We start from the raw sequence: 12,285 nt of genomic DNA, 5'->3' as shown, positions 1-12,285 counted from the left end.
TATAATTTTTCAAAATGAAGGCAAACGCGACATTAATCAAGCAAGTAATCGGGATGGTGATTTTATTCACCCTCATCCTGTCTGCTGTCGTTTTTGCAGAAATCAGCTTTGATGAAGTTGTTTGCAAGGGAGTGGAAGTAAGTCTCGATTCTGAGAATGAAAAGGCTCTATTAAGCAAGAAAGACATTAAATTAATGGTGTCTGAACAGGGTACAGACTATTTCTTAGACAAACCCATCACCCAGATTTCCTTACGTCAAATCGAAGAACGCGTCAAGCGCATTCCGTTAGTAAAATCTTGTGAAGCTCATCATGATTTTAGTGGCGTGGTTACGGTATCTGTCAAAGAATACAAACCCATTGCACGTATTGTTCGTTCGACCATAGGCACTTCCCCATTCCCAGATCAATACATTTCAGAAGACGGGAAGTTTATCGGCACTAGTCCCTTATTTACGCCCCGTATTATCGTGACAGGAGGCCCTTATTTCGATGGCAAAAGAGACCTGCAAGATAAGCGCGGAAAGACGTTGCTTCCATTCTTTCAGTTTATTGAAAATAATGAGTTTTGGAAAGCACAAATCTCCCAAATTATCGTCGCTAAAGACGGTGGAATTGTGTTGATTCCGACGATCGGGACGACGCGCATCGACTTTGGCCTACCGATGAATATCGAAAACAAATTCAAGAAATTATTCATATTCTACCAAAAAGTCATCCCGAATAAAGGCTGGAATAAATACAGCTGGGTGCAGCTGAAATATAAGAATCAGGTTATTTGCGAATAATAGCCAAATGTTTTAATTTAATATCCGTTCTACAAAAAAACTATAATGCGTAACGACTTAATTATCGGTTTAGATATTGGTAGCTCTCACGTGAGAGCCATTGCAGGAAAGCAAAACGACCGAGGCAGATTAGAGGTTTTAGCGACAGGATCCGCTGTAAACAACAATAATGTGCTAAATGGTGAGATTGTTAATATCAACAAAACCACCGCTGCGATTTCAGAGGCGATGAACCAAATTTCACACGTCTTAGACGGTAAAAATTCGGAACATTTCTTCGCTTCCAATTTGTCCGGTTCGCACATTAAAGTACAGCCTTTCAGCTTGTCTAAGCTACGCAAAAACGAAAGAGAACCCGTTTCCAATAATGAGGTGATGAGTCTTTTTGAGGAAGCAAAACGCACGTTTTCAGACAAAAATCCTTGCGTTTTACATACCTTACCTATTGGTTTTAAAGTGGGTAATTTGCCTGAAACGTTGGATCCCATCGGTCAAATCGGTCAAAAAATCCAGGCTGATTTCGTCTTTATTTCAGCGAATCCTAGCAAAAACGACTTGTTAACGCAATGTTTGAAATCAGCAGAGACGAAGCACTTGAAGAAAGGGAATGTCTATTTCAGTTCTTTAGCAACGGCTAGCTCGGTTTTAAATAAAGAAGAGAAACAAGAAGGAGTCGTTTTAGTCGATCTAGGAAGTGGAACGACTGAGATCAGCATTTTCCAAAATAACCGTTTAAAGCACGCTACCGTATTAAATTGGGGTGGCGATTTAATTTCGGATGATATTCAATCTGGACTAGATATCTCTCGTGATCACGCAGAGACGTTGAAAGTTCGTTTCGGATCAGCTATTCAAAAAGACATTCCGGTAAGTGAAGTTGTCATGATTCCGGGTATCGCAGGCCGTAAGGCTACGCCCGTTTCTGTGAAGAACCTAGCCATTATCATCGAAGAGCGTTTGAAAGAATTAGCAGCGATCGTGGTGGCAGAGATTTCAAAGCACACCGATATCAAGAACTTAAAAGCCGGTTTAGTATTAACGGGTGGTGGAGCTCAGCTTCCGTATATCGATGAATTATTCCAAAAATTCACCGGCCTAGACGCACGCATCGGAGACCCGAACGCGACATCTACTAACCCAGCGATTGCTACAGAGATCAAAGATCCTTCTTTCGCGACCGTCATCGGTTTAGTACAGGTTTATTACGATCAACAAGAGACAGCTGAAGCAGATGAGGCTGCTATGGCTAGTGCTCCCGTAAAAGAGATGGCAAAGGAGACCGGTTATACCGATTCCAAACCTTCGAAACCAGCACCGCGTATTGGCGACCTATTCCGCAAAATGGTGGATGTGGTAATGGGTGATGATGATGGAGGAGACGCCTCGTATTAATTAGAAAAGTTTCGATTCAATCAATTGAATCAATATGTGGATCACTTTGATGTGGATTTCTTGAATGCGATCTGCGTAACCAAAGTGGTCCACTCTTATTTCATGGCAACCATAGGCCGCTAATTGACCGCCGTCTTTGCCCGTTAAGAGAATCACTTCCATTCCTTTTGCTTGAGCGGCCTTCACTGCCTCTATGATATTCGCCGAATTACCAGAAGTAGAAATACCTACCAGCACATCGCCTTTGTTTCCTAAGCCTTCGATGAAGCGAGAAAAGATATAATTGTACCCAAAGTCATTACTCACACAAGTTATGTGAGATGGATCTGAAATCGCCATCGCCGCTAAAGCCGGGCGATTCTCGCGGTAACGACCAGATAATTCCTCTGCGAAATGCATGGCATCGCAATGACTTCCACCGTTCCCACAAGACAAAATCTTATTCCCTTTTTTCAAGGCCTCCACTAATACGTCAGCCGCCTTTTCAATGGCTTCAATCTTTGCAGGATTCGCTAAAAAATCAGCTAATACTTGCTGAGACTCTTGTAGGGATTGGGTGATCAGATTATTCATAATGCAAAGATAATTAAAAATCGCCTCCGGCACCGCCTCCGCCGAAGTCCCCTCCGCCAAAGCCGCCGAAATCAAATCCTCCGCCTCCACCGCCAGAGCCTCCACGTCCATAATCTCCACCGCCTAAAAAGATAGGTGGGAAGAACATGCCGCCTCCTCTAGATCCAGGACCTCCCCCACCGCCGCGGTTGCGAATGGCTTTGATAATCGAGATAATGACTAGAATAAGGAAGATGATAATAAATGGAGGTATTCCTTGCGGTTCTTCACCGCTATCCTCGTTCTTAAACTCACCGCTGGCGCGTTGCATCATTTCGGTGGTCGCCTGATCTAAACCTTGGTAATAGGCACCTCCTTTAAAAGTTGGTTTTAGAATTCGGTTGATAATGCGTTTGCAAATGGCATCCGGCAAGACATCTTCGATGCCGCGACCCGTTACGATGCGCAGTTTGCGATCCTGCATCGCTGCGAGGATGACGACGCCGTTATTTTTGCCTTTTTGGCCTACGCCCCAAGACTTCGCTAGATCAATCGTATAATCGTAAGGATCTCGTCCGTTCGTCGAATTAACGAGAACAATGGCGAACTGAGTGGAAGTCGAATCCGCATAACCACGCATTTTCTGCTCGAGCGCATTTTCCTCCTCCGGGTTTAATAGTCCGGCCTCATCTAAAATGTAGCCATTCGGTTTCGCAGGAATGCCTTCTTGAGCAAAAAGTCGTACACTAAAAAGAAGTAGAAATAAAAGCTTGCGCATAGAAACTAGTTAGAGCCCAAAGGAGATCTCGTTCGACAATTCATTTACATCTCCCGCCTCATAAGGGAAAAAGCCCGCTAGGACCTCTCCCGTGCGCTTCACGCCGTGCGCTAATCCAGCTCCGAATTCATTCTTTGCTAAATAGGCCCGCATTTCATCGCGAATGGTTTCCCAAAACTCCGCCGGCACTTTCGCATCGATTCCTTTGTCTCCGATGATACTAAACTTGCGGTCTTTAATAGCCAGATACACCAAAACCCCATTCTGCAAATCCGTCTTCTGCATACCTAATTGAAAGAATACCTCCGTCGCCCGATCGATCGGGTGGCCGGCGCAATGACTTTCTACGTGTACACGAATCTCCCCAGACGTCTGTAATTCAGCGTCGTGAATGGCTTGCAAAATCAGGTTTTGGTGTTCTTCTGACAACATGCTTATTTCTTCTCGTCAAAATTCACTTCCGGCGCTTTCTCTGAACCAGCTTCTGCTTGGAAGAATCCTTTCTCTGCAAATCCGGAGAAAGAAGCGATTAAGTTGTTAGGAAAAGTGACGATTAACGTGTTGTACCCTTGAACAGCCGTGTTAAAATTATCACGCTCTTCTTTGATGCGGTTTTCTGTTCCCTCTAATTGAGCTTGCAATTCAGAGAAGTTTTCCGTCGCCTTTAACTGTGGGTAGTTTTCAGCAACCACCATCAAACGCGATAAAGCACCCCCTAAAGAAGATTGAGCCGCTTGGTATTTTTGCAAATTCTCCGGACTTAAATCCTTTGAATCTAATTTCATCTGTGTGGCACTTGCACGCGCTTCAATTACCGCCGTTAACGTCGATTTCTCGAAATTAGCCACACCTTGAACCGTCTTCACTAAGTTGGGAATTAAATCCGCACGACGCTGGTACGCACTTTGAACGTTCGCCCATTTCGCTTTTACGTCCTGATCCGATGTAGCCATGCTATTACGTGAACCTACACCCCAAAAAATCACGAGAGCAATCACTCCCAAAACAATCCATACTGTCTTATTCATCTTGATAAATTTTAATTGGTTTTAAGCTGAAACAAAAATACGAGTTAAATTTTAAAGACCTGATTTTTGCGCCACAATCATCCGGTCATTCCCTTTGAAGTCTTGCACTAGCTTGACTTCTTGGAAACCCTTGCTAAACAAGAGCTCCACGGTTTGAGTTCCAAAATACTGGTTAATTTCTAGACACAGGTATCCTCCACGTGTTAATCTTTCGATAGCAAAGTCCGCTAATGCCGCATAATATTTAAGGGCATCATCATTCGGAACGAATAGGGCCAAATGCGGTTCAAAGTCTAACACGTGATTCGCCATCTCTTTTTTCTCCTCTTCTGTCACATAAGGCGGATTCGACACAATCACATCCCAAGTACCTTCAGAAGAAGGCCAGGCGAAAATATCTTGTTGTTTAAATTCTACTTCTGCCTGTAAGGCGTTGGCATTTTGGCGAGCCATACCCAGCGCAGCGGTAGAAATATCCCAAGCCTCCACTTCTAAAGATGGCCGTTCTAATTTTAAAGAAATAGGAATGCAACCTGAACCCGTCCCCACATCTAAAACGGAGGCATTCTCAGGTGCGTGACTTAAAACTAAATCTACTAATTCTTCCGTTTCCGGACGCGGAATTAAGGTGTCTGCATTTACTTGAAATAAATGATCCCGGAAATAGGCCTTACCCATGACGTATTGCAAGGGTTCACCAGCGGATAGACGTGTTAAACGCGATGACCAATCCGCCGGCAAGTCCACCTCTTTTTTCAAGATAATATCCATCGAACTCAAATTCCATCCTAAATCCAGGCAACGAAAAGCTATCGCACGAGCCTCAGTGGGCTCATAATGCGGCGTAATCGCGTCGATTATTTGTTGGATGAGAATAGGACTGGCAATCGATTTCATTTGTGGAGAATTTGGGTAAATTTACGAATTATAAACCGATGAAAACGCTATGAAAAAATTAATACTACCGCTCATCACAATCCTGGGATTAAGCTCAGCGGTGAATGCGCAATATAAAACGATAGGCAAGATTCACGTCTACGATGAATCTGTGGCTACTTTAATCGACCCCTCCACTCCTATTGAGATCGTAGCAGAAGGCTATACCTGGTCTGAAGGACCGGTTTGGGTGAAGAAAGGAAGTTACCTGTTGTTTTCTGACGTGCCTGAAAATAAAATCTACCAATGGACGGCAGAAAAAGGTGCTGTGCTTTATTTAACGCCATCAGGCTACTCAGGCTCCACCTATTATTCTTATGAACCCGGTGCGAATGGATTGATCATTAACCAAAAAGGGAACCTCGTATCCGCAGAACATGGAGACAGGAGGATTGCCGAAATGCCTTTGGGAAAACCTGAATCAAAAAAATCCCTCTCCGGATTATGGGAAGGGAAGAAACTCAATAGCCCGAACGACGTCATCCAAGCCAAAAACGGCGATTACTATTTCACCGATCCTCCCTACGGTTTACCGGGCCGCGGAAAAGAAGAAGTAGCGAAAGAAATCGCTTTCCAAGGGGTGTACCGTATATCGAAAAAAGGCGAATTGAGCTTGCAATACGATAAGATGGCTAGACCAAATGGCCTAGCGATGAACCTAGACGAAAGCATCTTATATGTAGGTTCATCAGAACCGAAAGAATCCCATATTTTAGCCTTCCCGGTAGACAAAAAAGGAAATTTAGGCGAACCAAGCGTATTTTTTGATGCAGCCGAATTAGCGAAGCAAGGAATTCGTGGTGGCTATGATGGGATGAAGCTGGATAGTCAAGGCAATATTTGGACGACAGGACCAGGCGGAATTTTGATCATTAGCTCAGCAGGCAAATTACTCGGACGCATTGAAACGGGGAATCCGAACTCGAATGTGAATTTTGGCGAAGATGGTTCGACCTTATTCATTACTTCGAAGATGAATCTGCTGCGAGTGAAGACGAAGACAAAAGGACTGAAATAATCCGTGCGAATCCGTGCGAAAACATAAAAAAAAGGCCTCGATTTTACGATCGAGGCCTTTCATTTTTTATAATTTTCTGATTTTAATATTTCTAAACCAAACCGGGTTTCCGTGATCTTGCAATGCGATGTGGCCTTGCATTACTTTTCCGAAATCCGGCATTCCTTTGAACTTCGAACCGGCGATTAAATCTTTCCAGCTTTGATCATCAGTACGAGTCTCCACTACTTTGGAACCGTTTAAATACAATTGCAATAAGCCTTTGTTATTCACGATACGCGCCGTATTCCACTCGCCCACGGGCTTCGTCACGTTCACCGATGATTTGATCAAATCATATAAATCACCTGAATTGTGTTTGATGATCTTTCCATCTGGGTGACCTTCATCGTGCAAAACCTGCATTTCTGGGCCTGTCACATAAGTAGCATGGTATTTTTTAGCATCATCTGTCACGTTGAAGATAATACCTGAATTTCCATTCACAGAGATTTTCCAATCTACTGAGAAATCATAATTATCATAAGACTCATTCGTGACTAAATCCCCACCGTCTTTTTTCGCTGCGTCGAAACCGATCACGCCGTCTTCAATCGTCCAAGAAGATCCTACTTTATCTCCTTTTCCGTAGCTATGCCAGCCTGTGAAGGTTTTCCCATCGAATAATAATTGAGTTCCATTTTTCTTTTCTGCCTTTGTTAACTGGTTCAATCCTTGACCAAAAGACACAAATGCGAAGCAGACCGCCGCGCAGGTTAAAACGATTTTGTTCATATTAATTAGGTTTATGATTTTTACAATACTACTAAAAGTCTGCAACAATTGTATCTGTTGCGGGCAATTTTAGCGCCATTTCTTTGTAAATTGCAGGCTGATATAAAAATCCATGAAGACCAAAGTAGCCCCAAAGCCCTCCATCAACATCATCACCCTCGGTTGTTCGAAGAATCTAGTCGATTCGGAAGTACTCTACACCCAATTAAAAGGGAATGGATTAGAGGTGACGCACGAGGCAAAAAAGGATAAGGCGAACATCGTCGTGATCAATACCTGCGGCTTCATTGATAATGCCAAACAAGAATCCATCGACACCATTTTGCGTTATGCTGATGCAAAAGAAGCGGGCAAAATAGATAAATTATACGTAACGGGTTGCCTTTCTCATCGCTATAAAGATGATTTAGAAAGAGAAATCCCGATGGTGGACTCGTTCTTTGGGACGAATGAATTACCTCGTTTATTAAAAGCCTTAAAGGCAGACTATAAGCACGAATTAGTGGGCGAGCGTCTTTTGACGACCCCTGCACACTATGCCTATTTAAAGATTGCGGAGGGTTGCGATCGCCCTTGTAGTTTCTGTGCCATTCCGTTGATGCGTGGAAAACACGTGTCTACGCCTATCGAAGAATTAGTGAAAGAAGCTTCATCGCTCGCGAAAAAGGGCACGAAGGAATTGATCTTGATCGCCCAGGACCTTACTTTTTACGGTTTGGACCTAAAAGGCGAGGGCAAATCTGGCCGTCAATTAAAAGAACTATTAGAGCGTTTATCTGATGTCAATGGCATTGAATGGATTCGCTTGCAATATGCCTATCCAGCAGGTTTTCCTTTGGAAATCTTAGACACGATGGCAGAACGCGATAATATTTGTAAATACCTCGATATGCCTCTCCAAAGTGGTTCAGACGCGATGTTAAAACACATGCGCCGTGGAATTACACGCGAGAAGACAGAGGATTTAATTCATACGATTCGCGAGAAAGTACCAGGAATCGCCCTGAGAACGACCTTGATTTCGGGCTATCCAGGCGAAACAGAAGAGGATTTTGAGGAAACCTATTCCTTCGTGGAACGTATGCGTTTCGACCGTTTAGGTATCTTCAATTATAGCCATGAGGAAAATACGCACGCCTACCTTGTGAACGATGACGTACCAGAGGAGGTGAAGCAATTCCGTTCTGATGAGATCATGGCCTTGCAACAAGGTATTTCAGAGGAATTGAATCAAGCGAAAGTAGGCCAAACATTGAAAGTGATGGTCGACCGCAAAGAGAGTGGTTACTTCGTGGGACGTACCGAATTTGATTCACCTGAGGTGGATAATGAAGTGTTGATTCCAGCGGAACAATATGCGCGTTTGGGTGATTTCGTTACGGTGAAGATCAATAAGGCCGAAGAGTTCGACTTGTATGGCGACATTATAGCCTAAACGAGCTAAGACGCATATCGCGTAGATCGAATGTCATCAATCCTTGCTGAGCCGGTGATTCGAAGCCGGCGAGGTAGAATATGGCTTCTTTGGCCTGCAATAAACCAATGATTCCGGGTAACACTCCTAAAACCCCTACTTCATCGCAGGCGGGAATTTCCTGTGAACTAGGTTCAACAGGAAAAAGCGATCGATAAGAAGGCCCTGCCGGATGAAATACGGCAAACTGTCCCTCCCAGGCATGAATAGCGCCATAGACGAATGGCTTTTCTAAAGCGACGCAGGTATCATTAATCAAATACCTTGTTTTGAAATTATCCGTACAATCGATGACCAGATCGTGATGCGCTATATAGCTCGATGCGTTATCTGCCGTTAAATTCTCTGCAATACCCTGAATGACGATGCTTGGATTCAAGGCTTGCAAAGCCTCTACTGATTTCAAGGCCTTCGAGGCACCTACATCATCCGTCTTATACAATACTTGACGGGCTAGGTTTGATAATTCAATCACGTCCGCATCTAGAATCATGATTGACCCCACACCGGCAGCAGCTAGAAAAGGTAAAGCACCGCAACCCAAACCTCCCGCTCCCACGACAAGAATCTTCGATTCTTTCAAGCGCATCTGTTGCGCCTTCCGCCATTCGGGAAGATTCAGCTGTTTACGGTAACGCTCAAATTCTAAATCGCTTAACATGTAGGTACAAATAAAAAAAGCCTTCTTGAAAAATCAAGAAGGCTAATTTCGATAAATATTTTGAAAACTAAACGCTTAACGTACCCTTACGAGCTGCAGCGATTAACGTTTTTTCAAATCCGTTTTTGTTGATCGTGCGAATTGCTTTCGCAGAAACTTTCATACGAACCCAAACACCTTCTGACTCTAAGAAAAATTTCTTAGTCTGTAAGTTCGGGTAGAACTTACGCTTAGTCTTGTTATTAGCGTGAGAAACGTTGTTTCCTACTTGAGTTTTGCGTCCTGTAATTTGACAAACCTTTGCCATCGTATCTATTATTTAAAATTGTTCTTTCCTAAAGGGATTGCAAAATTAGAAAATATTTTGAAATAACCCAAACCTGTATTGAAAATTTATAAAATGCGTGACAATGTGTATCTTTGGGTATGGCGAAACGCAACACAAAGGCACCCCTAAAGAAAAAAATCATCTCTTCTCTGATCTGGTTAGGAACGTTGCCATTGTGCCTGTACACGCTATTGACCTACCTTTTGAGTTATTCCCTGATAGTAGAACACTGGTTCGCTGGCTTTCTGATGATGACGATGCCGTATGCCCAGTTATTATGCCTTATATCCCTGATTTACTGGGTTTTTCAGCGAGCGAAGCGAGCGCTTTTACCCTTGATCGTGTTAGCACTAGGCTATGGTTTTATCGGTAGAACCATTAGTTTTAATCAGCCGGTAGCTACTTTAGAAAAACCATTGACGGTGATGAGCTACAATGTTTTTGGGATGTATTCGAATGAATATGAGGCCAAAAAAGAGCCATTAGAAGAACTGAAGAAATTCATGCGCGATTACGACGCAGACATTAAATGTTTCCAAGAATTTTATTCCCATTCCGATCGCAAGGCCTACCACACGGTTTCTTTCTTGAAGGAAAAATACCCGCATTACGCCTTTATTCCACTTAAGAAGCAATTATTTGATTCTCACGAAAAAATGGGCCTAGTGGTTTTCTCAAAATACCCCATCATCCATGAAGAGGGCGAACAATTTGAAAATTCAGCGAATGGATATCTGTTAACTGATATTGTGAAGGATCAAGACACGATTCGGGTGATCAACTTGCAGCTTTGGTCCATGGGCATTCGGGTGAATAAAATGACCTCGAAGATTCGTTTACAAGATTATACAGATGCCAAAAAAGAAGGCCGCGGCATCATCTCCTCCCTTCGCAAGGGCTTTATTGAGCACAAAAAGGAGATGGATAAAATCAATCGCCTTATCCAAAAAAGCCCCTATCCCATCTTAGTCGTAGGTGATTTAAACGAAACTCCTTCTGGCTGGGCCTATGGAACGATTCGGGAACGCTTGAAAAATTCCTTCGAGGAAGCGGGATCTGGTTTTGGCTTTACCCTCAATCGCAGCCCCTATTTAGTGCGCATCGATGATCAATTCTTCTCCGAGGAATGGAAAGCAACGAACTTCCTAACCCTGCGCAACATCAAATATTCCGACCACTTCCCTACCGTGGGTCAATACGTCTTGCATGGAAAATAAACTCTGGAAGGTTTTAGGCACCGGCTTTGGGATCGCTGTCACCTTAGGTGGAACCGTAGGAACCGGCATCTTACGTAAACCTGGACCCATTGCAGCCTCCTTACAAGACCCCGGATTAATCCTCAGTTTATGGGCTCTAGTGGCCATTTATGCTCTTTTAGGAGTAAGCTGCGTGTTGGAATTAAGTTTATCCATTCCCAAAGCAGGGTCTTGGTATGGCTATGCCGAACGGGCTTTTGGCCGCTACATCGGGTTCCTCGTCGGGCTAACGAGCTGGCTTGGAACAGTTACTGCACTCGGTTTTGGATCCTACACGTTTAGTGAATACCTCATCATCGTTTTCCCTAGCCTAAGCCCTTATTTAGTCTATTGTGCCATCGGAATCCTTGCCCTATTATGGTTTTTCCATCAATTAGGCGTGGTGAAGGCCGGTAAATCCCAAGAATGGCTGAGTGGCATCAAAGCCGTAGCCTTATTGATTTTCATTGCCATCTGCTTTGTGTACGGTGGTGGGGGCGTTTTTGCGGAACAGACACATGCCCCTAAAGGATTGCCTTTAACGACCGGCATCATGACCGCCTTGTTGTCCATCTTCTATGCGTTCGACGGCTGGCACACCGCTAGTTATTTCACGGAAGAAAATAAGGATCCTGTTAAATCCATGCCAAAATCGATGTTCATCGGCGTCATCATCGTCGCATTTATCTACTTGCTGATCAATGTGGGCATCTTGTATAGTCTTCCACTCGACACCCTTTCAACGAGTAAATTAGCGGCAGCTGATACGATGAAAGCCCTTTTTGGTGCAGATATGGGCCGCTGGATTACTGTCTTTTTGATGTTGAGCATCTTGGGAATCTTGAACACGCAAGTGATGTTCGCACCACGGGTGATCTATTCGATGAGTCGCGATGGTTTGTTTTTCAAACAGGCCGAAAAAGTAAACGCCGCAGGTTCTCCCACCACCGCTACACATTTAACCGTCTTCTCTGCCTGCATTTTCTTGTTAGCTGGTAAAGAGATAAACGAACGTCTCTCGGACATTGCAACCTTCTTTTTTGTGGCCAGTTATTTAGCGGGATTCGCGTCACTTCTAAAGCTCCGCGTCTCTGAACCTACCCTAAAGCGTCCTTATCTAGCTTGGGGATATCCCGTTTTGCCTTGGATATTAGTGATCATCTCTGCCCTCTTCTTAATCGGAACTTTAGTGACGAATCTGGGGAGTGTGGTGTATGTGGTAGGGTTTGTGGGGGTGAGCTTTTTAGTCTACCGAAGAATGGAGAGTAGAGATAATAGAGTATAGAGTAGAGATTATAGATGGTTTAACTCGAGATTTTAT

14 protein-coding genes are annotated in these 12,285 nt (G+C 43.8%); 6 read left to right on the top strand and 8 right to left on the bottom strand.

What is annotated here, in order from left to right; genetic code table 11:
* Positions 1 to 14: 14 nt before the first annotated feature.
* Positions 15 to 788 carry a cell division protein FtsQ/DivIB gene (locus SKC35_RS09645; RefSeq protein WP_377979175.1) on the top strand — a complete coding sequence of 258 codons (774 nt, stop codon included), beginning with the start codon at positions 15 to 17 and terminating at the stop codon, positions 786 to 788.
* Positions 789 to 833: 45 nt separating this feature from the next.
* Positions 834 to 2,180 carry a cell division protein FtsA gene (gene ftsA, locus SKC35_RS09640; RefSeq protein ID WP_377979174.1) on the top strand — a complete coding sequence of 449 codons (1,347 nt, stop codon included), beginning with the start codon at positions 834 to 836 and terminating at the stop codon, positions 2,178 to 2,180.
* On the opposite strand, the gene lpcA is transcribed toward ftsA, so the two are convergent.
* From lpcA to prmC, 5 genes are read right to left on the bottom strand one after another with little or no spacing between them, the layout of a single operon-like run.
* The gene (lpcA, locus tag SKC35_RS09635) at positions 2,181 to 2,753 is read right to left on the bottom strand and encodes a D-sedoheptulose 7-phosphate isomerase (protein WP_377979173.1); all 573 of its coding nucleotides are present in this window, start codon (positions 2,751 to 2,753) and stop codon (positions 2,181 to 2,183) included.
* A gap of 13 nt (positions 2,754 to 2,766) precedes the next feature.
* Positions 2,767 to 3,510 (bottom strand): TPM domain-containing protein, encoded by a 744-nt coding sequence (locus SKC35_RS09630; protein WP_377979172.1) that lies wholly within the window; start codon positions 3,508 to 3,510, stop codon positions 2,767 to 2,769.
* Between the two features lie 9 nt (positions 3,511 to 3,519).
* Positions 3,520 to 3,942 (bottom strand): TPM domain-containing protein, encoded by a 423-nt coding sequence (locus SKC35_RS09625; protein ID WP_377979171.1) that lies wholly within the window; start codon positions 3,940 to 3,942, stop codon positions 3,520 to 3,522.
* A gap of 2 nt (positions 3,943 to 3,944) precedes the next feature.
* Positions 3,945 to 4,538, bottom strand: a complete 594-nt coding sequence (locus SKC35_RS09620; protein WP_223131202.1) for a LemA family protein — start codon at positions 4,536 to 4,538, stop codon at positions 3,945 to 3,947.
* 51 nt (positions 4,539 to 4,589) lie between these two features.
* Positions 4,590 to 5,435 (bottom strand): peptide chain release factor N(5)-glutamine methyltransferase, encoded by an 846-nt coding sequence (prmC, locus tag SKC35_RS09615; protein WP_377979170.1) that lies wholly within the window; start codon positions 5,433 to 5,435, stop codon positions 4,590 to 4,592.
* A 49-nt stretch (positions 5,436 to 5,484) separates the two neighbouring features.
* Between prmC and SKC35_RS09610 the strand changes: the two genes are divergently transcribed.
* Positions 5,485 to 6,492 carry an SMP-30/gluconolactonase/LRE family protein gene (locus SKC35_RS09610; protein WP_377979169.1) on the top strand — a complete coding sequence of 336 codons (1,008 nt, stop codon included), beginning with the start codon at positions 5,485 to 5,487 and terminating at the stop codon, positions 6,490 to 6,492.
* Positions 6,493 to 6,558: 66 nt separating this feature from the next.
* On the opposite strand, the gene SKC35_RS09605 is transcribed toward SKC35_RS09610, so the two are convergent.
* Complete coding sequence (locus SKC35_RS09605; protein ID WP_377979168.1) at positions 6,559 to 7,266, bottom strand: 3-keto-disaccharide hydrolase; 708 nt, start codon at positions 7,264 to 7,266, stop codon at positions 6,559 to 6,561.
* Positions 7,267 to 7,378: 112 nt separating this feature from the next.
* Here SKC35_RS09605 and rimO point away from each other — a divergent pair, with 112 nt between their 5' ends.
* Positions 7,379 to 8,701: a 30S ribosomal protein S12 methylthiotransferase RimO gene (gene rimO, locus SKC35_RS09600; protein ID WP_377979167.1), complete on the top strand. Its 1,323-nt coding sequence runs from the start codon at positions 7,379 to 7,381 to the stop codon at positions 8,699 to 8,701.
* Here the strand turns inward: rimO and SKC35_RS09595 are convergent.
* Together SKC35_RS09595 and rpmB are read right to left on the bottom strand one after the other, a co-directional pair.
* Positions 8,691 to 9,401: a HesA/MoeB/ThiF family protein gene (locus tag SKC35_RS09595; protein WP_377979166.1), complete on the bottom strand. Its 711-nt coding sequence runs from the start codon at positions 9,399 to 9,401 to the stop codon at positions 8,691 to 8,693. The genes rimO and SKC35_RS09595 overlap by 11 nt on opposite strands.
* A 67-nt stretch (positions 9,402 to 9,468) precedes the next feature.
* Positions 9,469 to 9,708 (bottom strand): 50S ribosomal protein L28, encoded by a 240-nt coding sequence (rpmB, locus tag SKC35_RS09590; protein WP_130894998.1) that lies wholly within the window; start codon positions 9,706 to 9,708, stop codon positions 9,469 to 9,471.
* Between the two features lie 119 nt (positions 9,709 to 9,827).
* Here rpmB and SKC35_RS09585 point away from each other — a divergent pair, with 119 nt between their 5' ends.
* Positions 9,828 to 10,946 carry an endonuclease/exonuclease/phosphatase family protein gene (locus SKC35_RS09585; protein WP_377979165.1) on the top strand — a complete coding sequence of 373 codons (1,119 nt, stop codon included), beginning with the start codon at positions 9,828 to 9,830 and terminating at the stop codon, positions 10,944 to 10,946.
* On the top strand, positions 10,936 to 12,249 hold the full coding sequence (locus SKC35_RS09580) for an APC family permease (RefSeq protein ID WP_377979164.1): 1,314 nt from the start codon (positions 10,936 to 10,938) through the stop codon (positions 12,247 to 12,249). Before SKC35_RS09585 ends, SKC35_RS09580 begins: the two co-directional genes overlap by 11 nt.
* Positions 12,250 to 12,285: the final 36 nt, after the last annotated feature.

Origin of the sequence: Aquirufa originis, assembly GCF_042714495.1 — a bacterium.
Lineage (GTDB): Bacteria > Bacteroidota > Bacteroidia > Cytophagales > Spirosomataceae > Aquirufa > Aquirufa originis.
Note: the sequence above shows the minus strand (reverse complement) of the source record. Positions and strands in the feature narration are given on the sequence as shown.